We start from the raw sequence: 21083 nt of genomic DNA on the forward strand, positions 1-21083 counted from the left end.
GCCGGCCCAGGATGTTAATAACCTTAACGGGACAGGCCGAGGCGCGGGGGCGTGTACGGGAGGGACTCCTTGAGCAGGTCCACGTGCGACAGGAACATCCGGCGGCAGCAGTACCTGTGGATCCCCAGCTCGTCCAGGGCTTCCTTGGGGCTCTTGCCCTCCTCCTCGACCAGCTCGACGTACTTCTCCCACAGGTGGGCGATCGGCCGCCCGCAGGTGAAGCACCGGATCGGGATGATCATGGGGAGGGGCCCCTAGCGGTAGCTCTTCTGGCGCCGGGCTCGGGCGCCGCGGCCGCCGAACTTCTTCGGCTCCTTGCGCCTCGGGTCGCCCTTCAGCATGTGCCGGTCGTAGGCCAGGTAGGCGTCCCGGAGGTCGGGGTCCCCCGTCCACTCCACGAGTCCGCGGGCGATCGCGATCCGGGCGGCCTCGGCCTGGCTCATCCACCCGCCGCCCTGGACCTTCACGTCGATGTCCACCTGGCTGACGACGTCCTCTCCGGCGATGATCAGCGGTTCCATGATCTTCATCCGGGCCATCTCCGGCTCGATGATGTTCACGGGTCGGTTGTTGACGCGAACGCGGCCCTCGCCCTCTCGGATCACGGCCCGGGCGATCGCGGTCTTCCGCTTCCCGGTGGTCTGGACGATCCGGGTCACCGCTCAAGCGCCCCCTCGGGGGGTTGGTATCCGAGCTCTCGGGAGAGCTCCTCGAGCGTGACGTACCAGAGGCGGCTCAGCCGGCTCATGTCCGCCTCGGCCACACGCTCGGGCTCCACGTCGGCCTCCTCCACCCACCGGGGCGTGCCGATGTAGGCGCGCAGGCGGCGGAAGGCGTTGCGGCCCCGGGACGTCTTCCAGGGGAGCATGCCGCGCACGACGCGCCGGAAGATGAGGTCGGGCCGGCGCGGGTAGAACGGGCCCTTCTTCGGGTCGCCGCGCTGGATCTTCTGCAGCCACTCCTCCTTGATCCGACGCTTGTCCCCGGTGATGATGGCCTTCTCGGTGTTGATCACGGCGATCCGCTCGCCCTTGAGCAGCCGCTTGGCCACGACGCTCGCGAGGCGGCCGAGGATGGCGTTCTCGGCGTCGATGATCGTCCACTCCTCCGGGTCGACCGGCTTGGCGTGCGCGTACTCCACGGTCCCGGCCCCCTACTCGATGATCCGCACGTGTGAGCCGCGCGGGTTCTCCTCCATCAGCTCGCGGATGGTCAGGCACTCGCCGCCGGCCGCCTCGATCTTCTTCCGGGCCATCCGGCTGAACCGCCACGCCGCGACGCGGAGGGGCTGGGTGAGGACGCCGTCCCCGAGGACCTTGCCCGGCACGAGGACGGTCTCGTTCTCCTGGATCACGCCCCGGCGGGCCAGTCCGTCGAGCTTGCCCACGTTGACCTCGGCCCGCTGGCGTCGGGGTCGGGAGAGGCGTTCGGCCACGTCCCGCCAGATCGGGGCGTTGTGCTCCCGGGAGGCCTTCTTCAGGTCGCGGATGAGCTTCCTCAGTTCGATGTTCGTGGGCCCGGTGGGCGCCCAGGTCATGACTCCTCACCCACCTCGCGCTCGAGGTTCTCCCTCAGCGACTTGAGCTTGTGCTCGAGCGCGTCGAACGCGCGCTCGAACACCTCCTTAAGGGGCATGGACCCGTCCGTCTCCACGTTGAAAACGAACGCGTCGTCCCGGAGCCGGAGCTTGATCGCGCCGTTCGTCGCGCGCTCGTACTCCTTGTACATACGACACTCGGGGAGCCGGTCCTCGTCGAGGTGCACGATCTCGCCGTCCTTCACCTTGATGATGCCCTGGGGGCACTCGTACGTGATCTTCTCCTCCTTGAGCCGCTCCTCGTCGATCTCCAGCTCGGGCAGGCCCTTGTACCCGACCGCGCTGACCGGCTTCCACTTGGCGTGCTCGAGGCCCAGGCCGGGGACGGCGATGGCCTCGAGTCGGAGCCGCTGCTCCTCACCCACCTCGGTAATGAGCGTGTCGGGGAAGGCGGGCTCGACGCCCGGGTGGTCGAACTCGAGGTCCTTGGCGTAGACCTTCTTGGGCCCCTCCACCTCGAGCTCGGCGCGCACCTGGCACTTCTCGCAGCCCTTGCCGCCGCAGTCGCAGAGGTCGGGAAGCTCGAACTGGTCGATGTCGTCGACCTTGAGCGGGATGAGGCCGAGGCGATGGGCGAGCATCTCGTCGTACATCGGCGTGTCGTTCTCGTAGATGATGACCTCCTCGATGCGCAGCGTGGGAACGAGGGTGTAGAGGGCGCGGCGGATGGTGTTGACGAACTCCGGGCTGGTGTCCTCGACGATGAAGGTGGCGCGCTCGACGTCCAGCCGCTCGTAGTCGTAGAGGCGGACGCGCAAGGGACTCAGACCCTGCGTCCTCTCTTGCCGCCCGGCCGCCGGGTGCCGTCGTGCGGGATCGGGGTCACGTCCTCGATCCGACCGATCTTCAGCCCGGCCCGCGCGAGGGCTCGGATCGCCGCCTGGGCGCCCGGTCCCGGCGTCTTAGGCCCGTGACCGCCGGGGGCGCGCACCTTGACGTGGACGGCGGTGATGCCCTTCTCCTTGGCCTCCTCGGCGGCCCTGCGGGCCGCCTTCATCGCGGCGTAGGGTGAGCTCTCCTCACGGTCCGCGTCCACCACCATGCCGCCGGAGCAGCGGGCGAAGGTCTCGGCGCCGGTCAGGTCGGTGATCGTGATGATCGTGTTGTTGAACGAGGCGTAGATGTGCGCGACTCCCCAGCGCTCCTTCTTTTTCTTGCCCTTCTTCTCGCCACCCTCCTCCGCCATCGCGATCACCCCGGGGCGCTACCTACTCGGAGGATTCGGCCGTTTCCTCGGGCGCCTCGCCCTCGATCTGGGCCCGGAGCGGGTGATCCTCGTCCCGGAGCGGGGAGTACGGCGAGTACTGCACCTGGTCCTCCTCCTCTCGGGTCACGAGGTAGCTGGGCACGGTCACGATCCGGTCGCCGATGGCGATGTGCCGGTGCACGATGAGCTGCCGGGCCTGCAGGGGGGTCTTGGCGAGGCCCTTGCGGTAGACGATCGTCTGCAGCCGGCGCTCGAGGACGTCCTCGACGCTGAGCCGCAGGACGTCGTCCAGGGTGGCCTCCTCGGGCGGCTTGTCCAGGATGCCGAGCTCGTACAGCTTGCGGAACAGGGCCTCGCGCTCCCGCTGGGCCTCCGGTCCGGTGGCGGCCATCAGCCGCTTGGCGCGGTCGCGCCACCGCTTGAGCTGCGTCTGGTGCTTCCAGAGCTCCCGCTTCCGGCGCAGCCCGTACTTGCGCATGAGCTTCTTCTCGTACTCCAGGCGCTCCTTCTCCCACGGGTGCCGGGGCGTCTCGTACTTCTTCCTCGGCTTCTTGGGGTCACCCATGGGGCCGAACCCCCGGCCGGGGCTACCGCTGCTTCTTCTTCACACCCACGGTCTTGCCGCGGCGGAAGGAGGACTTGGTGCGCTGGCCGCGGACGGGCAGGCCGAGCTCGTGCCGGATCCCGCGGTAGGCGCGGATCTTCTTCAGGCGGTCGATGTCCTGCTTGACGGTCATCTCCAGCTCGGCGCCGACGAGGTGCTTGTCCTCGCCCGTCTCGTAGTCCTTCCGCCGGTTGTACATCCAGGAGGGGATGTTGGACTCGCCCTTGGACAGCCTCTCGATCTCCTCCTCGATGCGCTGGATCTCCTCGTCGGACAGCTCGCCCAGGAGCCGGTCCTCGTCGATTCCCAGCTCCCGGCAGATCGCGTACGCCATCCGGATGCCGATGCCCTTGATACCGGTGAGCGCGTACGGGACCTTCTTGTGCCCGTCCAGGTCGACGTCCGCGATTCGAACGATGGGTTTGATGTCCTCCTCCGCCAACTCCGGGCCCCCCGGCCGCCGGATTCGGTGCTCTTAAAAAAGTCGCGGAGGTCGGGTAAACCCCGTCCTCCTCATCGAGGGCTCGGCCGACCCCTAACTCCTCATCTCCGTCTCGTCCCGGAACCAGTCCAGGAACGCGAGCAGGCGCCGGGCGCGGGCCCGGGCCAACCTGCGGGCCGTCTCCGTGTGCATGAGCCGGGGCAGCCTCAGCAGCTTCTCGTGGAAGTGTCGGATGCCGTCTTCGAGGCTGGTGCCGCGCTCGCCCACGACGCAGAAGCACCGGGCGATGCCCACCGCGCCCATCGCGTCCAGGTTGTCCGCGTCCTGCAGGATCCTGGCCTCCAGGGTCCTCGGCTCCGGGCCCGTGGAGTACCGGTGCGCCTCGATGGCGTGCACGACGTCGTCCAGCTTGTCCCTAGGGAAGCCCAGGGAGGGCAGCACCCGAGCGGCGATCCGGGCGCTGACGCGCGCGTGGTCGCGGCCCGTGCGCTCCTCCTCCGGCCGGCCCACGTCGTGCAGCCAGGCGGCGGCGAGAAGGACCTCCAGGTCCGCCCCCTCGCGCCGCCCGATGAACTCGCAGAGGGAGACGACGCGGCGGACGTGATCGTACCCGTGGGACGGCGGCACGTCGGGGCCCCGGAGCCGGCGACGGACGAACGCGGCCAGGTCCCTCTCCCAGGGGAACGAGCTCACAGCTCCAGGACCACCGCCCCGCCGGGACCCGGGTTCACGATCCGGGTGTCGCCGAGCTCGTCCTCGCCCGCCGCCTCGTGGATGTGGGCGCAGATGTGCAGCTCCGGCCGGTACTCCTCCACGATCCTCCGGACCGCCTCGCTGCCCACGTGCTCACCGGACTCGACCCGGTCCACCTTCGTGTCCTTCGGCGGGGCGTGGGTCAGGAGGATGATCGGCTCGCTGGCCCGGTCCATCAGCTCCCGGAGCCGGGACTCCAGGACCCGCTCCTCGAACTCCAGCGGCGTGTCGAACGGTGTCGGGTTGGAGCCGCCCATCCCCACCACGTCGTAGTCCCCGAGGCGCTTGCGCTTGAGGTGAACGGACACGCCCCGGGTGTCCAGCACGCGGACGACCTCGTGCGTGTCGCAGTTCCCGGGCACGGCCATGATCTCCTGACCGTGCTCCTCCAGGACGTCGACGATCTCCTCGGCCACGTGCGCGGGGTCGTCCAGGTTGAAGTCCGAGACGTCGCCCGCAACGAAGATCACGTCCGCGTCCTCGTCCGCGGCCTTCTCGGCGACCTTTTCGGCCTTCTCCACGTCCCCGTGAAAGTCCGCGGTCGCGATCCCGATCACGCGATCACCACCCCGGGCGGCCGTGGGCGGTCGGTCAGGACTTATTGGTTTTGTCAGGCGCGTCCCGGCGCTCCAGCAGCCTCCTCCAGGACTCCGGAAGGTGCCGGATCGACCGCAGCGCCCGCTTGACGGCCTCCCGGTCCCCGAACACCTCGATCCTGGTCCACTCGTCCGCGTACGTGATGATGGCACCCGACTCCTCGCACACGTCCTGCAGCCGCTCCACCTCCACCGGCTCCGGGAGCTCAACCCGGGCGAACCCGTCCCCGGCCCTCGGCACGGGCCGGTGGGGCGTGGGGATGAACCGGGACCGGGCCGCCTCCTCCCGGAACCGGGCGGCCAGCTCGTCAACGCGCTCGGTCCACGAGGTGAGCCGCTCCAGCAGGTCCTCGTGCTCCCGGCAGAGCTCGGCCAGGCGGCGCTGGGCCCGGTCCAGGTACTTGTGCGCCTTGGCCAGGGTCTTGGGCCCGGTGTGGGGGTCGAACTCGTGATGGTGAATGATCACCCGGGCGATCTTCAGGTTCTCGATCACCTCGGTCGGGACGTCGACGCCGCGGGACCGCAGCTCGCTGACCACCTCGTGGAGGGCGACCCACTGGGCCTTCAGCGGCTCAGCTCCCTCGCGATCCTCTCCCGCGAGTCCCGTGATAGTCGGGCCCCCAGGTCCTTCTTCAGCAGCCGCTCCACGTCCTCCGGGGAGTCCACCTCCTCCTCGAAGATGACGTAGTAGCTGGAGGTCCCCTCCACGTTGAACAGGAGGAGGTAGGGGTCCCGGTCCAGGTCGACGTCGGCCAGGGCGGCCTTGAGCCGGGCGAAGTCCTTCAGGTCATCGCTCAGCTCAGAGTAGCGCGAGCGTCCGAGGTACTTGGCCACGAACACGGGACGGTGGCCCCGTCGGGCCCGGACGCCGAGCGCTTAAGTCGGGCTCGGTTCGGCGACGGCCGTTGTCATCATCCGGGGAGCGATCAGGATCCAGGCCCTCTCCACATCCGGGGGGAGCGCGGCGTGGCCTGGCCGCTGTCGCTGCTGGCGGCGGCGGTGCTGGGGACGGCGTACGGACCCATCTCGGTGCTGCTGGCGCTGTTCGGGGAGGTCGCGGTCGGCTCGGCGGCTGGAGGGCTGCCGAAGTCCGTCTCGATCGCGGTCGTGGCACCGGTGATCGAGGAGCTGTCCAAAGGGATGAGCTTCCTGGTCCTCCCGGGGCTCGTCGCGAGGGTGCTGGGGGCACTCCTGCGGCCCGCGATCCGGAGGGGCGAGGACTCGCTCCTGGGCAACGCGGCCCGGTTCATGGTGGAGGCGGTGCGAGAGAGCGGTCGGGGCGTGTCGGGACCCCTCGTGCTGGGGGCGACGACGGCGCTCGTGTTCGGTACGATCGAGAACTTCTTCTACGCGGTGTGGAGCCTGAAGTTGGGGCCGCTGGCCCCGATCGTGGTCGGGGTGACCCGGACCTTCGTGTCGCTCCCGGTGCACGTGCTGGCGACGTCCTCCTTCGCCTTCCTGTACGGGCTGGTGTGGAGGGTGGTGGGAAGCAGGTGGGTGGGCGCGCTGTCGGGGTACGTTTCGGCCGTGCTGATCCACGCGGCGTTCAACTTCTCGATCCTGTACCTGAGGTACAAGGCGGTGCACGCGAGGTGACGGTCGGCACTTAAAGGACTCGTCATCGCGGGCCTCGGTCCGCCCATCACTCCTCATCCTCGCCGCCGGGGAGGCCGGGCTTGCGCGTGTTCATAGGGGTTACGGGAGCGAGCGGTCAGGTCTACGCGAGGCGGTTGGCCGAGGTGCTGTTGGAGGAGGGGGTGGAGGTGGAGGCGTGCGTGACGCGGGCGGCGGAGCGGGTGATGAGGCGGGAGGGGGAGCGCCTCCCGAAGGGGGTGCGGCGCTACGATCCGGAGGACCTCTCCGCCCCGCCCGCGAGCGGAACCTACCGGGTGGACGGGTACGTGGTGTGCCCCTGCTCGCTGACCACGCTGGCGAGCGTCTCGGCGGGGATCGGATCGGACCTGGTGAAGCGGGCGGCGATCGTGGCGCTGAAAGAGGGGCGCCGGCTGGTGCTGGTGGTGCGGGAGACCCCGTGGCCGGCCTCTGCGCTTCGGGCGGCGCTGGAGTTGGCGCGTGAGGGCGCGACGATCCTGCCCGCGTGCCCGGCGTTCTACCACCGGCCCGAGGACGTGATGGATCTAGTGGACTACGTGGTGCAGAAGGTGCTCGACGCGTTGGGGCTGGAGGTGGACCTCGTTCGGTACGCGGACTGACTCATTCGGTGGGGATGAACTTCCGGTACGGGTCCTCTTTCAGGAGCCTGCGCAGCTCCTCGACCGTCAACCCCTTCATCCGGTCCCCGAAGAAGTCGCAGCGTCCCGGGGTGACCCTGCCCTTGCGCTCGAGCTCCGGGCTGCTCACGGTCACGTTGATCTCCGCCTTTGCCCCGCCCGGCGTGCGGACCTTGATGTTGACGTAGTGCTCGGGGATGTTCAGGGGTTTCCCGCCGCGCTCGGTGATGATAACCTCGTCCACGTCCAGGATCTCGATGCCCGCCTCCTTGAGGCGCTCGATCACCTCCTCGGGGTCCGTGGTGCCGAGCACGGTGATGTCGATGTCGCTCTCCCGCTTGATGTTCCCCCGCCAGACGCTGCCGATGAGCCGCGGGTCGAGGTCCTCCAGGGCCTCCATGACCTTGAGCGCCTCCTCGCGGAGCCACTTCAGGCGCTCGAGCTTGCGCTCGCCCTCCAGCTCATCACCGATCCGGTCGAGCTCGATCGCCACCTCCCGGTTGGAGGGGAGGATGTCGACTCCCAGCCGCCGCGCGGCCAGCTTCTTCGCGTCGATGTACTCATCCACCACGCCCTCGTAAAGGAGTCGGGCGGCCTCTCGGGCGACCTTCTTCCGCACCCACTCCAGCTCCCGGCGGTTCAGACGCTTCTCCACCAACGTGAGGGGCCTGCCCCTTTAGCGCCCCTCGACCCTCGAGGCGGCGCTAACCAGCTCCCGGACGCGGTCCACGTCGACCGGGTTCTCGGTTACCCCATCCCGTTTAAAGTAAGTTCCGACGATGAGGCCGGAGGCGCCGCGCTTCAGGAACTCCCCCACGTTGTCCGGCGTGACCCCGCTCCCCACCAGCACCCGGTCCACGACTCGGGCCACCCGCTCCACCTCCTCCGGGTCCGGGGCGGCGCCCGTGGCGCTCCCCGTCACGATCACCGCGTCCGCCAGCCCGCGCTCGACGGCGTCCCGGGCCACGTCCTCGATGGGCCGGTCGTCCAGGGGTCGGCCGTGCTTGACCTTAACGTCCGCGTACACCTCCACGTCCAGGCCCAGGCGCTCCCGCTCTCGCTGCACCTCGTGCGCCACCGGTCGTAGGATCCCTTGGTCCGTCGCCACCGCCTCGACGTAGGCGTTGACGCGGATGAATGAGGCGCCGGTCGCCGCGCAGACGCTGAGCGCCGCCAGCGCGTCGTTGCGGAGCACGTTGACGCCCACCGGCACGCTCACGCTCTCGATCACCTCCGCGACCGCCCGGGTCATGCAGGCCACGGTGACCTTCGGCACGTCGTCCGGGTGGTACGGGGCGTCCCCGTAGTTCTCCACGAGCACGGCGTCGACGCCGCCCTCCTCCAGCCGGGAGGCGTCCCGGACGGCCCGCTCAACGACCTCCTCGATGTCGCGCGCCCGGGGGGATCCGGGCATCGGGGGCAGGTGCACCACGCCGATGATCATCGGTCCCCGCCGCCCCGGGTGGCCTCGAGGAACGCGTCCACGAGCGCGGTCACGACGGAGGGTACCACGTGCTCGGTGGCGAAGGTCACGCCCGGGCAGAGGTCGAGCACGTAGTCGCAGGCGCGGAGGACGCCGCGGGGGAGTCCCTTCCGGGATCCGGCCAGGACGACCACCTCGTCCCGCTCGGCGAGCTCCTCGCCCAGGTCCTCTCGCACGTGGGTGTAGGGCTCGCCCTTGGGGTCCGTGCCGATGAGCAGGGCGTCCCGCTTCAGGCGGACGAGTTGGTAAAGATCGTAGAGCAGCAGCTCGGTGCGCCGGAACTCCCGGCCGTAGGACTCGCGCTGCACCTCCATCCGGGACCGCACGCCGTCCCGTAGGCCTCGGAGGAAGTGGAAGAGTTCGACCGCGTTGACGGGCTCGTGGGGGGTGACGACGTAGGCCTTGAGTTCGAACCCCTGGACGGCCCGGCCGAGGCGCTCGCCCATGGAGTAGGCGGCCTTGGGGTCCCCCAGGTAGGGGATCTGGGCGAGGACGGTCTTGGCCAGGATGGGGTCGGCCTCGGGCTTCCAGGGGGGCAGCTTTTTCCACTCTTCCTCGCCGGGGAGGATGGAAACGTAAGCCGTTTCTGAGATGATCTCCACCCAGACGAGCCTGTCCGGGTCGTCCAGGTCCACGCTCGCCCCGGTGGCCCGTCGGACGGCGTCCCCGGCGCGCTCGTTGACGTCCAGGCTGGTGAAGTCGTGGTCCCCGCGTCGGATGGTGCGGACCGCGAAGGTCTCGTCCTCGGAGATGCGGTCCCGGGCGAGCTCGGCGGCCACCTCGGCGATCTCGTCCGGGTCGGCCCGGCACTCGCGCTCGATCGGGATGGCGCGCTCGACCTCGGGGATCCGCTCGAGGTCCTCCTTGGAGACGTCGCCCCGCACCAGGACGAGGCCGAGGTAGCCGTGGGGTCGGGTCTCCGTCTCGACGTCGCCCGCCTCCTCCTCGATCCGGCTGGCGGCGACGTTCTCCAGCTCGCGCTGGGTCTTCACGAGGAAGCGCATTCGGCCCGCGCCCGGGAGGGTTGGGTGCCGGGGCGGGGGTCAGTAGCTGGCCAGCTCGGGGTCGGCCCGGTCCCCGACGGCCTCGTGCGGGGCGAGGCCGGAGGGTTCCTCCAGGACCTCGGTCTTCCGGATCTCGGCCTGCCGGATGGGGTAGATCTTCCAGGCGGCCTCCTTGATCTGCTCGGGGATGCTCTGCTCCTCGCTGATCCCCAGGCACCGCTTGATGAACTCGTCGAAGTTGCACTCCTTGGCGTTCTCCTCGATCACGCGGAACATCTCCTTGCGGATGGCGCGCTGCTGGGAGGTCTTCGCCCGGCGGGTCGTGAAGGCCAGGCCGGCCACGCGGACGCGGTACCCGTCCTTGGTGACGACGTCGATCACGCCGTCGATCCGGCTCGTGCCGCGCCGCACCAGGCTCCGCACGTAGTCGCGCATGAGTCGGTGGCCCTCGAACTTGGAGTAGGCGGTCGTGCCCTCCACGTCGTAGATGCGGAAGAACACCTTGATGTGGTGCTTGGTGATGTCATCGAGCACGTCGCCGAGGGTGGTCTCCAGGACCCGGTTGATGACCTTCTTCGGGTCGTCCGCGGGCGTCTCACCGACCTCCACCCGGTCGAACATCTGCGGGGCCAGGATCGTGTACCACTTCTTCTGCCGCCACTTGTCCCGGACCATCCTCACACCCCTCGGCCGGCCGGGCGCCGCCGTTCAAAAAAGCCTCGGGAGCTAGCCCGGCCACGTCACCGTCTCCGGCACCTCGGGGAGCCCGCCGAACCGCTCCTCTATCCTCCGCACGATCGGCTCCGGCCAATCCTCGGGATCGAACCCCCGCTGCGCCAGGAGCCCGACCGTCCAGCGGGTGAGCCCGAGCCCGGCGCACCCCGTGAACACGGTCCGGCCCGAGCGCTCCTTGATCCCGAACCCGTCCACGAAGTGCTCCCCGTGCACGTTGAACGAGCCCACCGACACCCACGCGTCCTCCTCGTCGCGGGACCCCTTGAACGGGAGGTACACCTCGAACTCGTACGTGGGCACGTCCGGCAGCTCGATGTCCCGATCCTCCAGGAGCCGGCCCTCCAGGTAGAAGGGATCGTCCGAGACCACGACCCGCCACTCCAGCCCCAGCTCGTCGGCCGCCCGCTTCGTCGCCTCCAGCAGCTCCTCCCGGATCCTCTCGGCGTCCTCCGGCTCCGCGATCCACACGTGCTCGATCCGCTGGAACTCGTTCACCCGCTCCAGCCCCTTCGCGGCCCCACCCTCCCACCGGTACGTCCAACCGCTGCAGTCGTAGAGCTTGATCGGCAGCTCGTCGGCGTCCACCACCTCCCCGCGGAGCAGCTCGTAGAAGGGCTCGCACTGGGCGGGCGCGAGCACGTAGCCCGGGTCCCGGAGCTTCTCCCTCAGCGAGGACAGCGTCTCCTCGTTCAGCTCGTTCCACACGTAGAGCTCCCGCTTGAAGTCGTCGAACAGCTCGGGGTCCCGCTTGGGCGGGCAGACGTAGTACATCCCGTCCGGCAGCCCGTGCAGGTAGCGCATCCGGAACATGACCTCCAGCGGGATCAGCTTGGGGAACAGGGCCGGCTCGAAGCCCAGCCGGCGCGTCACGCGCTCCAGGAAGAAGTCCCGCAGCGCCTCCAGCAGCGCGGCCATCGGCGGCGTGTAAATCCACTGACCGCGTCCGGGGAACTCCTTGACCCACCCCCTCCTCAGGGCCTCCTCCGTCACGTCCCCCTCAAACCGCACCTCCACCGGCCCGCTCTCGTCCACCACCGTACCCGGCTCCAGCTTCGTCACCCGCTCCGCCAGCTCCCGACCACCCTCCTCCACCGCCCACCGCACGAGCCGGATCACCCGATCCACCACGTGCCTCCGCAGCAGCTCCTCGCTCAGATCCCGGAACTCCAGCTCGACCGCGTTCCCCTCCACGCGCACCTCGTCCGCCACCGGGACGTACCCCAGGTCCTCCGGCACCTCCCCCTCGAACTCCATGCGAACCCGGTACCGCTCCACGCGCAGGCCCCGAACCCCGACCCGGTGCTCCCGGCCCAGCGTCTCCGCCAGCCGCTTCCGAACCCGCAGGGCGGCCTCGTGCGGGCGCAGGTACCGGGTCCCGCGGATCACCATCCGAACCTCGTCCGGGGAGACCTCCCACTCCAGGATCTCGCCGCCCTCCTCGCCCTCGGGCACGCCCCGACGGAGGAGGTCCTCGTTGGCCTCGCGCACGAACGCCTCCACGGTCCCCTCGATCTCGCCCGGGTCCACCTCGCGGGAGAGCGTGAACGTTACCTCCGCCTCCATCTCCAGCAGCATCGCCCTCACCCGCCCGGCGGGTGGCACGTGAGCGCGATCCGGCCCAGGCCGGCCGTGTTCATCTTGCCGACCCCGTACGCCGCGGCGAAGGATAAAACCTCGCCCGCGCGGGCCGGCGGGTCCGGGGGCAGCTCGTACACGAACGTCCCGACCACCGCCCGGAACTCCTGCCGACCGATCCGGGAGGAGCGGCGGCGGAGCGTCCGCAGCCGGTAGCTCATGCTCACGGTGCGCGCGCCCTCCGACCACCGGATCAGCTCCCGGGCCTCCTCCCGGGTCAGCCCTTCCTCCCCGAACCGTCGGCGGAGCATCGTGAGCCGGCGGGCCGCGTTCCTAACGATCATGTGGAACCGGGGCACGCGCGCCCTACCCTCGTGCACGAGGTAGGTCGGAGTGAGCGTGGACACGACGATCAGGTCGCCCTCGGGCTCCAGCGGGCTGAGGCGGCGGGGCGGCACGAACCGGTACCGCTCCCCGTCGAACACGGTCTCGCCGGACCCGACGTCCTCGACCCGGGCGAGCCGGAACCGCGCGGCCCCGAGCCTTAGCCTCCGCTCGGCGAGGGGGAGCACGAGCTCCGCGTCCGCCTCCGCCGCGTCCTCGAACAGGTGGAGGTGAAAGTGGAGCCGGTCCCCCTCGCGCGCGAACTCGCTCCGGTCCAGCGGCGGGGTCAGGGTGACCCCGGAGGGGAACGTGGTGCCGTCCGGGCCGCCGTAGAGGTACCGCTCGATCGCCTCCGGGTTCGCCTCCCGGAGCCGGCTCAGGAGCATCCCTCGCACGGAGAAGCCCTTGAACTCGGGCAGGGGGCCCGGTTCCACGCACTCGAGGGTGACCCGGAGGCACTTGTAGCGGAGGTTCATCCTCACCCGCGTCCCCAGGGCACCGGGGCCTCGTCCACCCGGTACCGCTGCCTCACCGTGGCCCGTTTCGGGATCTCCTCGGGCGGGATGGAGTGGCCGTGCCGGTGCAGCAGGAGGCCCGTCCAGGCGATCATGGCCCCGTTGTCGCCGGCGAGGTCCGGGGGCACCGTGTGGGCCTCGGCGCCGCGCTCCTCGGCCATGGTGTGGATCATCTCGGAGAGGCGCCGGTTGGCGGCCACGCCCCCCGTAAGCAGGATCTCGTCGGCGCCGAGCTGGGCGGCGGCGCGCTCGGTCACCTCGACGAGCATGGAGAACGCCGTCTCCTGGAGCCCGGCGCAGACGTCCTCGAGCCGGGCGCCCTCCTCGTGCGCGCGCAGGGCGGCGGTTAGGAGGCCGGAGAAGGAGACGTCGGTCCCGCGCACGGTGTACGGGAGCTCGATTGGGTCGCCCTTTCTCGCGAGCCGCTCGATCTCGGGGCCCCCGGGGTGGGGAAGTCCGACCTCGCGGGCGAAGGTGTCGAGCATGTTGCCCACGGGCAGGTCCAGGGTCTCGCCGAAAACGCGGTACCGTCCGGCCTTGAGGGCGAGGACCTGCGTGTTACCGCCGGAGACGTAGAGGGTGACGGGGTTGTCGAACTCGAGCCCCTCCCTCCGGGCGGTGAGGCGCCCGATCTCGACGTGGGCGACGCAGTGGTTCACGGGGGCCAGCGGCACCTCCAGGGCCAGGGCGAGGGTGCGGGCCGCGGTGGCCCCGACCCGGAGGCAGGGGCCCAGTCCCGGGCCCTTGGAGTAGGCGACCAGGTCGATCTCCTCGGGATCGATCCCGGCCCGGTCCAGGGCCCGCTCCAGCAGCCCGGGGAGCTCCCGGGAGTGGTGCTCCGCGGCCTCCCGGGGCAGGATGCCGGACCCGGGGGGCGGGGTGTACTGGGCCCGCTCGTTCGCGAGGATCTCGCCCTCGGAGGTCGCGACGCCCACGCCGAGCTTCTCAGCCGTAGATTCTATACCGATACAGATCTCCACCATGCCCGGAGCCGGCCCCCGGCGGGGAGTGCGCATGGGCGGTTTTAAGGCGTCCCTGTTCCGGCGCGACTGCGCGCGGGTTTTTGAGGAGCTGGGCTATCACGTCGAGCCGGTCGGGGAGGAGCACCGGCTCGACTTCATCGCGTACGACGAGGAGGGCGCGCTCGCGGTCCTGTGCGTCGGAGGGCGGGAGGACCTGGCTCGGTTCTCGCCGCTGGGTGAGTGGGAGGAGGGGCTGGCGGAGGTGGCCAGGGACGCGGAGGCGCTCGGGGTGCCGGCCCTGATCGTGCTGCCGGGCGAGCCGGATGGGGAGCTGCTCTCCGTCGTGTCGTTCTGCGAGCACTACGGGCTCGGGGTGACCGTCTCGGAGTGGGAGGCGCTGCCCCTGGAGCTCGTGGAGGATCCGACGCGGGTGCGGTGGCGGTCCGCCACCGAGCTGCTCTTCGAGGTCGAGCTGGGGACCGTGCCGGAGTGGCCGGAGGTGGAGCCGGCGGAGCGGCTGCTGACGGGTAAGCGGGAGGTGAGCGTGGGGGACGTGGTGCGGATCGTGAAGCGCGAGGTCAGCCTGGACTGGAGGGACCTGGTGCTGCGCCTGCGGTGGGAGGGGTACTCGGGTGAGGGTCTGTCCGAGGTCCTCCTCGCGGTGACCGCGAGCGAGGAGGTGGAGGTGACGGACGACGGGGAGTTCCTGCACGTGCCGGAGCGGCTGTCGGAGGTGCTGGGGGCCCTGCTGGTCTGGCTGCAGAACCGGGAGAAGGTGCCGGAGGACGAGGTGTACGAGTTCCTGTTCGCGCAGTTCGGGGTGCCGTACGACGTGACCTACATCGCGCTCAAGAAGCTGGAGGAGGAGGGGGAGATCGAGGTCCGGGAGGGGGTGGTCAAGGCCCGGGGTCAGACGTAGCGGACGCGGCCCTTCACGTCCTCCAGCCGCTCCAGTACCGTGTCGGTGGCCCCCTCACCGCGCTCCTCCCGGTACCCGCGGAGGAACGCCTCCCACGCCTCCTCCCTCACGTCCGGGTGCGTGCTTTCCAGGCAGCGCTCGAACACGCGCAGGTCGATCGCGTGGTCCTCGGGGTCGGTGGTGTCCTCGCTGAGGCCCAGGTCGATGACGTGCGGTTGTCCGTCGACGATCAGGACGTTGGACGTGGTGAGGTCGTAGTGCACGAACCCACGCTCGTGCATGCGGCCGACCAGTCGGCCCAGCTCCTCGAACAGGCGCGGGCGGAAGTCCCGTTCGGTCAGTTCGCGGAGGGTCTCGCCGGGCAGGTGTTCCATCACGATCAGGCAGCGCTCCAGGTCGACCTCGTACAGGGCGGGGGTGGGGACGCCCCATTCGGGCAGGCGCGTTAGGGCGCGGGCCTCGCGGCGCGTGCGCGCGCGTCGGAGCCGCTCGTCCAGCCGCGGGTGGCGGTAGGATTTGGGGAGGCGGATCTTGTAGACGGCGGGGAGGCCCAGCCAGTCGTGCTTAATCAGCAGGGACTCGGCGCCCAGCGCGAGGATCTCGCCCCGGTCCAGCAGGGGGCGTAGCTCGCTCGGGATGAGGTCCCGTGGGGGTTTCAACGGGCCCTCCCTGGGTGGCGTCGTTCACTTCTTTTTCTTGGACTCCGGCTGCTTCTTAAACTCGGTGTAGCCGCACTTGCCGCACGCGTACCGGTTGCCGTGGTCCGCCATGAAGACGCCGGGTCCGCACCGGGGGCAGAAGGGGTTCTTCCGCTCGACCTTCCCGTCCTTGACCTCGTACAGCCGGGCTCGGCGCGGGATGCCCACGCTCCGATCCACCCCCTAACCCTACTCCTCCTGTTCCTCCTCCTTCTCCTCGGACCCTTCCTCCTCGCCCTCCTCCTCGGACTCCTCCAGCTCCTCCAGGGTCCTTTTATGCCTCTCGATGAGGTGGTCGGGCTCGATGTCCTCCAGGTCCTCGTAGCTGCGGTAGACCTTCGCGTACCCTCGGGTCTCCCGCTTGCCGAACTCCGACTCCATCCGGTGGATCAGGACGACCTCCTTGTCCACGTCCAGCATCGCCGCGAGCTTCCTGAGGACCTCGGAGCGCCGCGGGGTGCCGCCGTCCTCGTGGCGGACCACGAAGTGGACCTCCTTCCGGAACAGGAGGGGGTTGTCTCGCTCCTCTACAATCTCGATCTCCACGCCTCGGACCCCCGGAACCTTCTGAGCAGGCGGAGCGCCCGGGATCGCGCTCGCGGGGTCACGGGGACGGCGACCATGCCCTCGCCCGGCAGCCCGTAGCAGACTATCGAGTTTTCGGGAGCGAGGGCCAGCGCCGGGAGGGCGAGCAGGTCCTCCTCGCCGACGATCCGGAGCAGGGCGGGGTCCCCGTGCAGGGCGTGGTCCAGGGCCCGTTCGAGGGCGTCCCAGGCTTGAGGGGTGATGGTGCCGGGTGGGTTGCGGGCCTCCAGGGTGATGGGGAACCGGTCGGCGCTGCGGGCGGGCACGGTCCTCATGACCTTGCCGTCCACGACCGCGACGTTGGGTCGGGCGCCCGCCCGGAGGAAGGAGCGGGTGGTCACGTCGCCCACGGTGATCAGGAGCTCGGCGCGGGATTTGAGTTTCCGGTACGTTGATTCGGAGGGGGAGGGGTAGACGGGCCCCCAGGGCCTGCGGAGCTCGGGTCGCAGCTCCCGGGGGAGAACGAGGGGTCTCACGGGCGTCACTCCTCGAGGCGTAGGGCGTACTTGCCCGGGATCTTGGCGTCCAGCTTCTTCGCGGTCTTGGAGTCGGTGTCGAGGACGATGGCGAGCCCCTTCCAGTCCTCGGTGAACTCGTCTCCGTGGCACGCGGGACAGATCTCGGTGTCCTCGTCGACCAGGTAGCCGCACCGGAGGCAGGCCTTGAGCTTGCTCATCGTCCTACTCCCACCACTCGGGCTTGCCAAGCCCGGGCTTCTTCACGGTCAGCGCGATCTTGGAGTCGCGCGGGCGCTCCTCGTTCAGGCTGACGCCGATGATCATGACCTTGATGACGTCGCCCTTCTTGAGCTCGCGCCCCGTCTCCTCGCCCACGAGCGCCTCTCGGGCGCCGTCGTAGTACATGTACTCGTCCAGGATCTGGGACACGTGGAGGAGCCCGTCCAGGGGCCCGAGCCGGACGAAGGCCCCGTACTCTTTCACCCGGGTGACCTCGCCGACGGTCACCTCGCGCTCCTCGGGGCGGAAGACGAGGGCGCGGAAGCGGACGCGGTGGTAGGCGGCGCCGTCGCCGGGGAACACGCCCTCGTCCTCGATGTCCAGGACCTCGTCCACGAGCACGACGAACCCGATGGGCTCGCCGGAGTCGTCCTCCTTGAACAGCCGGCCCTCCACGTCGTTCTCCAGGGCCTTGAGCACGGCCTCCTCCACGTCGGAGGTGAAGTGGGAGGGCGGGATGCGGACCGTGGTCTCGAGCTCGACGTACTCGTACAAGGGCGGTTCACCCGTGCTCCTCCTCGTACAGCTCCATCGCGTGGACGATGGCCTCCTTCGCCGCGTCGGCACCCTCCCAGCCCTGGACCTCGGTCTCCTTGCCCTCCAGGGTCTTGTACTCGGAGAACATGTGGGCGATCTCGTCCAGCAGGTGCTTGGGCACGTCGTCGAGGTCCTTCACGTCCCGGAAGCGCGGGTCCTCGGTCGGAACGGCGAGGACCTTGTCGTCCTGCTCGCCCTTGTCGAGCATCCGCATGAGACCGATGGGCCGGGCCTCGATCACGCATCCGGGGAAGGTGGGGTCCTGCATGATCACGAGGATGTCGAGCGGGTCGCCGTCGTCGTACAGGGTCCGCGGGATGAAGCCGTAGTCGAGCGGGTAGTGGAACGGGGAGTACAGGACGCGGTCGAGCTTGAAGTAGCCCTCCTCCTCAACGTACTCGTACTTGTTCCGGGACCCGCGCGGGATCTCGATCACCGCGTACACGACGTCCGGCGGGTTGGGGCCCGGTTCCAGGTCCTTCCACAGGTTGATCAATCATCCCTCCCCCAGGCGCTTTGACAGGATCTCGCGCCAGGAGCGTCCCAGGGCGAGGTCGGTGCGGATTCGGTCCTCCAGCTCGAGCACCTCGCGGGCGGTCTCCAGAACGTCGTCCCAGGCCTCCTCCGGAACCACCACGGCCCCGCTCTCGTCCGCAATTATAACGTCACCGGGGTTGACCTCGACCCCGCCGATGTACACCGGAACGTTGATTTCCCCGGAGCGGCGGGGCGTGCCGGCTCGGGGGACGACGCCTCGACCGAAGACGGTGTAGCCCAGCTCGCGGATGTCGTCCAGGTCCCGCACCATCCCGTCCACGATCGTGCCGGCGAGGCCCTTGCGCTTGGCGGAGAGGGAGGAGAGGCCGCCCCAGTAAGCCCGGCGCCGGTCCCGGGTGGAGACGACGAGCACGTCGCCCTCCTCGGCCTCGTCGATGGCCTCGACGACGATCCCCCAGTCCGTGCCCTCCACGCGGACGGTGACCGCGCGGCCGCAGATGGGGACGGGTCCGGCCAGGTGGCGGATGCCCGGGAGCGCGTAGCGCTTGCCCAGCGCGTCGCTCACGGCCGGGGAGGGGGGCACCCGGGTCAACCGATCAGCCCCGCTCCACCACCAGGTGGGTGCGTTGCCGCAGGGTGATCACGGGCACCCCGAGCCTCAGCACCCGCTTCTTCAGCTCCTTGTCCCGGGTGGCCACGTACACGCGCTCGTCGCCCCGGAGTCGGCGGGCCAGGTTGAGGATGGCCTCGTCCCCGTCGCGCCCCTCCACCTCGACGATCCTCGCGTCCAGGCGGGGGTGTTCCAGGAGCTGCAGGGCCACGTTGGCGGCGATCCGGTCCCGCCCGGTGGCCCGTCGGCGGATCCGCTTCACCTCCTCGACGACCTGCCGGGGCACCAGGAGGACGTAGGAGCCGAGGAGCCGGTCGAGCTCCGAGAGGAGGTTCACGCCCTCTTGATGCGGGATCATGAGGAAGTTGGCGTCGGCGATGACCCGGGGCCGCACGCCCCCTCACCCTTTGATCACGCCGTGCCCGATGAGCCGCCAGCGCTGGATCCTCCGGCTGATCGCGACCCGGTCCCCCTCCTCCGCGCAGACCGGTTGCTTGAGCTTGATCTCCACCTCGTCGTCCCGGGCGCTCGTGACCACGCCCACCGTCGTGGCGGTGCCCACGGTGAGCATCAGGACCTCGTTGGTGCGGATGGGCTCGACCTTGCGCTGCTCCTCGGTGCCCACCACACGCTCCAGGAGCTCCACGTCCAGGAGCAGCTCGTCGCGGACCGGGGGCAGCGTGTCCGGCTCCCCGGCGACCTGGCCCGACAGCCGGTCGGCCTTGGTCATCGCGGGGTCCAGCTTGGTCCCGATGCCCACCAGGCCGCCCGGCCGGGCCCGCTCCACCGGGGTCACGTTGGCGTGCAGGCTGACGACCTCGGTGTGGATGGGCTCCCACTCCTCGCGCCCGTACCGCTCCACCCGCCGGCCGGGGCGGATCTCGATCTCGTCCCCGATCTCCACCTCACCCTGCACGATGGCGCCGCCGATGACGCCGCCCTTCAGGTCCTCCGGGCGCGTGCCGGGCTTGTTCACGTCGAAGGAGCGGGCGATGTACATGCGGAAGGGTGACTTGGTGTCGTGCTCGGGCGGCTCGAAGTGCTCGTACATGGCCTCGACGAGGACGTCCAGGTTGGCCCCGTGCTGGGCGGAGATGGGGATGATCGGGGTCTCGTCGGGGTCCAGGTGCGTCTCCTCCTCCAGGAACTCCACGATCTGCTCGTAGTGCTCCCGAGCCTCCTCGGGCGTCACGAGGTCGATCTTGTTCTGGACGACGATAACGTCCCGCGTGCCGATGATCTCGAGGGCCATCAGGTGCTCGCGGGTCTGCGGCTGGGGGCAGGGCTCGTTCGCCGCGATGACCAGGATGGCCGCGTCCATGATCGCGGCGCCGGAGAGCATCGTCGCCATCAGCGTCTCGTGGCCCGGGGAGTCGACGAAGGAGACTCGCCGAAGCCACTCCGTCTCGGCGCCGCACTCGGGACACTTCTCCTCCACGGAGTACGTCCCGCACTCCGGGCACCGGGTGAGCACGGTGTCCGCGTAGCCCAGCCGGATGGAGATGCCCCGCCGCGTCTCCTCGCTGTGCGTGTCCGTCCAGACGCCGGACAGGGCCTTGGTGAGCGTCGTCTTACCGTGGTCCACGTGACCCACCATGCCGATGTTCATCTCCGCCTGCTGGAACCGCTCGTCCTCCACGTGACGGAGGTCGATGGGCACGGTGACCACCCGCGGTTACTCCTCCTCGCCACCCTCGCCCAGCAGCTCCTCGACGGGCTTCTCCCCGTACTCGACGATGACCGTGTTCACCTGCACGATGTCCTCGCTGATGGTGTTACCGCGCACGGTCTTGCGCCGCCGCTCGCCCTTGCGGCGCGGCCGGAACCCCGGGGGCCCGTCGAGCAGCACCCGGTGCCGACCCGCCCCGTGGATGTCCGGGCGCATCGGAAACCCATCCTTATCCGTGCCGCCGGTGATCCTGAGCTTGTACCCGGGCAGCCCCACGATCTCGCCGTTGATGACGTCCCCGATCCGCTTCCCGATCAGCCGCTCCGCGTCCTCACCCTCCAGCGTGACCTGGTAGGAACGACCCTTCTCCGGGTCGGCGACGACCACCTTGAACTCGGGCATCGGCCCGCACCCCCGACGCGCGACCCCGGCCGCACTTTAAGTCTTGTACCGGAGTCCCGACGAAACTTCATAACCCGGGACCGGTCGGTGCGGCCGGGGGGTTCGACCCGATGGTGGAGTGCGACTACGATCCCACCGAGGACGCCACGCCGGCGGAGGTCGTGGAGATCCTGGGACGCACGGGCATGACCGGCGAGGTCACCCAGGTGAAGGTGAGGATCCTGGAGGGACCGGACAAGGGCCGGATCATCACCCGGAACGTGAAGGGGCCGGTGCGCGAGGGAGACATCCTACTGCTCCGCGAGACCGAGCGCGAGGCCCGACCCATCGAGTAACGGGG

At 69.7% G+C, this 21083-nt stretch carries 34 protein-coding genes; 4 read left to right on the forward strand and 30 right to left on the reverse strand.

Features of this window, described 5'->3' with window-relative positions; all coding sequences use genetic code 11:
* Window positions 1–23: 23 nt before the first annotated feature.
* From ACXJJV_RS03205 to ACXJJV_RS03260, 12 genes are all read right to left on the reverse strand, one after another.
* Window positions 24–242: a DNA-directed RNA polymerase subunit N gene (locus ACXJJV_RS03205; RefSeq protein WP_456466734.1), complete on the reverse strand. Its 219-nt coding sequence runs from the start codon at window positions 240–242 to the stop codon at window positions 24–26.
* 12 nt (window positions 243–254) lie between these two features.
* Entirely contained in the window at window positions 255–659 is a 405-nt protein-coding gene (locus ACXJJV_RS03210; RefSeq protein ID WP_456466735.1) for a 30S ribosomal protein S9, read from the reverse strand.
* Window positions 656–1141 (reverse strand): 50S ribosomal protein L13, encoded by a 486-nt coding sequence (locus ACXJJV_RS03215; protein WP_456466736.1) that lies wholly within the window; start codon window positions 1139–1141, stop codon window positions 656–658. The genes ACXJJV_RS03210 and ACXJJV_RS03215 overlap by 4 nt, the downstream gene beginning before the upstream one ends.
* Window positions 1142–1153: 12 nt before the next feature.
* Window positions 1154–1537 carry a 50S ribosomal protein L18e gene (locus ACXJJV_RS03220; RefSeq protein ID WP_456466737.1) on the reverse strand — a complete coding sequence of 128 codons (384 nt, stop codon included), beginning with the start codon at window positions 1535–1537 and terminating at the stop codon, window positions 1154–1156.
* On the reverse strand, window positions 1534–2355 hold the full coding sequence (locus ACXJJV_RS03225; RefSeq protein WP_456466738.1) for a DNA-directed RNA polymerase subunit D: 822 nt from the start codon (window positions 2353–2355) through the stop codon (window positions 1534–1536). Before ACXJJV_RS03225 ends, ACXJJV_RS03220 begins: the two co-directional genes overlap by 4 nt.
* Window positions 2356–2360: 5 nt before the next feature.
* Window positions 2361–2783 (reverse strand): 30S ribosomal protein S11, encoded by a 423-nt coding sequence (locus tag ACXJJV_RS03230; protein WP_456466739.1) that lies wholly within the window; start codon window positions 2781–2783, stop codon window positions 2361–2363.
* A gap of 22 nt (window positions 2784–2805) precedes the next feature.
* Window positions 2806–3369 carry a 30S ribosomal protein S4 gene (locus ACXJJV_RS03235; RefSeq protein WP_456466740.1) on the reverse strand — a complete coding sequence of 188 codons (564 nt, stop codon included), beginning with the start codon at window positions 3367–3369 and terminating at the stop codon, window positions 2806–2808.
* Between the two features lie 22 nt (window positions 3370–3391).
* A complete protein-coding gene (locus ACXJJV_RS03240) occupies window positions 3392–3850 on the reverse strand; it encodes a 30S ribosomal protein S13 (RefSeq protein WP_456466741.1) in 459 nt (152 codons plus the stop codon).
* Window positions 3851–3943: 93 nt separating this feature from the next.
* Window positions 3944–4543 carry an HD domain-containing protein gene (locus tag ACXJJV_RS03245; protein WP_456466742.1) on the reverse strand — a complete coding sequence of 200 codons (600 nt, stop codon included), beginning with the start codon at window positions 4541–4543 and terminating at the stop codon, window positions 3944–3946.
* A complete protein-coding gene (locus ACXJJV_RS03250; RefSeq protein WP_456466743.1) occupies window positions 4540–5160 on the reverse strand; it encodes a metallophosphoesterase in 621 nt (206 codons plus the stop codon). The genes ACXJJV_RS03245 and ACXJJV_RS03250 overlap by 4 nt, the downstream gene beginning before the upstream one ends.
* Before the next feature lie 34 nt (window positions 5161–5194).
* Complete coding sequence (locus ACXJJV_RS03255; protein WP_456466744.1) at window positions 5195–5737, reverse strand: DUF2096 family protein; 543 nt, start codon at window positions 5735–5737, stop codon at window positions 5195–5197.
* A gap of 26 nt (window positions 5738–5763) precedes the next feature.
* A complete protein-coding gene (locus tag ACXJJV_RS03260) occupies window positions 5764–6039 on the reverse strand; it encodes a DUF749 family protein (RefSeq protein ID WP_456466745.1) in 276 nt (91 codons plus the stop codon).
* Window positions 6040–6165: 126 nt separating this feature from the next.
* Between ACXJJV_RS03260 and ACXJJV_RS03265 the strand changes: the two genes are divergently transcribed.
* Window positions 6166–6795 carry a PrsW family glutamic-type intramembrane protease gene (locus ACXJJV_RS03265; protein WP_456466746.1) on the forward strand — a complete coding sequence of 210 codons (630 nt, stop codon included), beginning with the start codon at window positions 6166–6168 and terminating at the stop codon, window positions 6793–6795.
* An 86-nt stretch (window positions 6796–6881) separates the two neighbouring features.
* Complete coding sequence (locus ACXJJV_RS03270; protein WP_456466854.1) at window positions 6882–7412, forward strand: UbiX family flavin prenyltransferase; 531 nt, start codon at window positions 6882–6884, stop codon at window positions 7410–7412.
* Window position 7413: 1 nt separating this feature from the next.
* Here ACXJJV_RS03270 and ACXJJV_RS03275 read toward each other — a convergent pair whose 3' ends face one another.
* The 7 genes from ACXJJV_RS03275 to kae1 are packed head-to-tail and all read right to left on the reverse strand — an operon-like array spanning window position 7414 to window position 14109.
* Complete coding sequence (locus ACXJJV_RS03275; protein WP_456466855.1) at window positions 7414–8085, reverse strand: nucleotidyltransferase domain-containing protein; 672 nt, start codon at window positions 8083–8085, stop codon at window positions 7414–7416.
* A gap of 21 nt (window positions 8086–8106) precedes the next feature.
* Window positions 8107–8874, reverse strand: coding sequence for a BtpA/SgcQ family protein (locus ACXJJV_RS03280; protein ID WP_456466747.1), 768 nt, complete (start codon window positions 8872–8874; stop codon window positions 8107–8109).
* Window positions 8871–9917: an SPOUT family RNA methylase gene (locus tag ACXJJV_RS03285; RefSeq protein ID WP_456466748.1), complete on the reverse strand. Its 1047-nt coding sequence runs from the start codon at window positions 9915–9917 to the stop codon at window positions 8871–8873. The genes ACXJJV_RS03280 and ACXJJV_RS03285 overlap by 4 nt, the downstream gene beginning before the upstream one ends.
* A 39-nt stretch (window positions 9918–9956) precedes the next feature.
* Window positions 9957–10592: a 30S ribosomal protein S3ae gene (locus ACXJJV_RS03290; protein WP_456466749.1), complete on the reverse strand. Its 636-nt coding sequence runs from the start codon at window positions 10590–10592 to the stop codon at window positions 9957–9959.
* A 51-nt stretch (window positions 10593–10643) separates the two neighbouring features.
* Window positions 10644–12227: a serine--tRNA ligase gene (locus ACXJJV_RS03295; protein WP_456466750.1), complete on the reverse strand. Its 1584-nt coding sequence runs from the start codon at window positions 12225–12227 to the stop codon at window positions 10644–10646.
* 5 nt (window positions 12228–12232) lie between these two features.
* Complete coding sequence (gene cas6 / locus ACXJJV_RS03300) at window positions 12233–13087, reverse strand: CRISPR system precrRNA processing endoribonuclease RAMP protein Cas6 (protein WP_456466856.1); 855 nt, start codon at window positions 13085–13087, stop codon at window positions 12233–12235.
* A 2-nt stretch (window positions 13088–13089) separates the two neighbouring features.
* Entirely contained in the window at window positions 13090–14109 is a 1020-nt protein-coding gene (kae1, locus tag ACXJJV_RS03305) for a KEOPS complex N(6)-L-threonylcarbamoyladenine synthase Kae1 (RefSeq protein WP_456466751.1), read from the reverse strand.
* A gap of 31 nt (window positions 14110–14140) precedes the next feature.
* Between kae1 and ACXJJV_RS03310 the strand changes: the two genes are divergently transcribed.
* Window positions 14141–15007: a hypothetical protein gene (locus ACXJJV_RS03310; protein ID WP_456466752.1), complete on the forward strand. Its 867-nt coding sequence runs from the start codon at window positions 14141–14143 to the stop codon at window positions 15005–15007.
* Here the strand turns inward: ACXJJV_RS03310 and ACXJJV_RS03315 are convergent.
* Genes ACXJJV_RS03315 through ACXJJV_RS03365 form a run of 11 tightly spaced genes read right to left on the reverse strand, consistent with a single transcriptional unit; the run spans window position 14998 to window position 20743 of the window.
* Window positions 14998–15666, reverse strand: coding sequence for a Kae1-associated kinase Bud32 (locus tag ACXJJV_RS03315; protein WP_456466753.1), 669 nt, complete (start codon window positions 15664–15666; stop codon window positions 14998–15000). The two genes, ACXJJV_RS03310 and ACXJJV_RS03315, sit on opposite strands and share 10 nt — an antisense overlap.
* A 24-nt stretch (window positions 15667–15690) precedes the next feature.
* Window positions 15691–15873 (reverse strand): 30S ribosomal protein S27ae, encoded by a 183-nt coding sequence (locus ACXJJV_RS03320; RefSeq protein ID WP_456466857.1) that lies wholly within the window; start codon window positions 15871–15873, stop codon window positions 15691–15693.
* Between the two features lie 21 nt (window positions 15874–15894).
* Window positions 15895–16251 (reverse strand): 30S ribosomal protein S24e, encoded by a 357-nt coding sequence (locus ACXJJV_RS03325; protein WP_456466754.1) that lies wholly within the window; start codon window positions 16249–16251, stop codon window positions 15895–15897.
* Window positions 16233–16766, reverse strand: coding sequence for a GTP-dependent dephospho-CoA kinase family protein (locus ACXJJV_RS03330; RefSeq protein WP_456466755.1), 534 nt, complete (start codon window positions 16764–16766; stop codon window positions 16233–16235). Before ACXJJV_RS03330 ends, ACXJJV_RS03325 begins: the two co-directional genes overlap by 19 nt.
* Before the next feature lie 5 nt (window positions 16767–16771).
* On the reverse strand, window positions 16772–16966 hold the full coding sequence (spt4, locus tag ACXJJV_RS03335) for a transcription elongation factor subunit Spt4 (protein ID WP_456466756.1): 195 nt from the start codon (window positions 16964–16966) through the stop codon (window positions 16772–16774).
* A gap of 4 nt (window positions 16967–16970) precedes the next feature.
* Window positions 16971–17522, reverse strand: coding sequence for a DNA-directed RNA polymerase (locus ACXJJV_RS03340; protein ID WP_456466757.1), 552 nt, complete (start codon window positions 17520–17522; stop codon window positions 16971–16973).
* Between the two features lie 7 nt (window positions 17523–17529).
* The gene (locus tag ACXJJV_RS03345; protein WP_456466858.1) at window positions 17530–18057 is read right to left on the reverse strand and encodes an inorganic diphosphatase; all 528 of its coding nucleotides are present in this window, start codon (window positions 18055–18057) and stop codon (window positions 17530–17532) included.
* A gap of 3 nt (window positions 18058–18060) precedes the next feature.
* The gene (locus ACXJJV_RS03350; protein ID WP_456466859.1) at window positions 18061–18645 is read right to left on the reverse strand and encodes an RraA family protein; all 585 of its coding nucleotides are present in this window, start codon (window positions 18643–18645) and stop codon (window positions 18061–18063) included.
* Between the two features lie 13 nt (window positions 18646–18658).
* Entirely contained in the window at window positions 18659–19066 is a 408-nt protein-coding gene (locus tag ACXJJV_RS03355; protein WP_456466758.1) for a type II toxin-antitoxin system VapC family toxin, read from the reverse strand.
* 6 nt (window positions 19067–19072) lie between these two features.
* On the reverse strand, window positions 19073–20311 hold the full coding sequence (gene eif2g / locus ACXJJV_RS03360; protein ID WP_456466860.1) for a translation initiation factor IF-2 subunit gamma: 1239 nt from the start codon (window positions 20309–20311) through the stop codon (window positions 19073–19075).
* Between the two features lie 36 nt (window positions 20312–20347).
* The gene (locus tag ACXJJV_RS03365; RefSeq protein ID WP_456466759.1) at window positions 20348–20743 is read right to left on the reverse strand and encodes a 30S ribosomal protein S6e; all 396 of its coding nucleotides are present in this window, start codon (window positions 20741–20743) and stop codon (window positions 20348–20350) included.
* 110 nt (window positions 20744–20853) lie between these two features.
* On the opposite strand from ACXJJV_RS03365, the gene ACXJJV_RS03370 reads away from it, so the two are divergent.
* Window positions 20854–21078, forward strand: coding sequence for a 30S ribosomal protein S28e (locus ACXJJV_RS03370; protein WP_456466760.1), 225 nt, complete (start codon window positions 20854–20856; stop codon window positions 21076–21078).
* The last annotated feature ends 5 nt before the right edge of the window (window positions 21079–21083 follow it).

This window comes from Methanopyrus sp. (assembly GCF_053997775.1).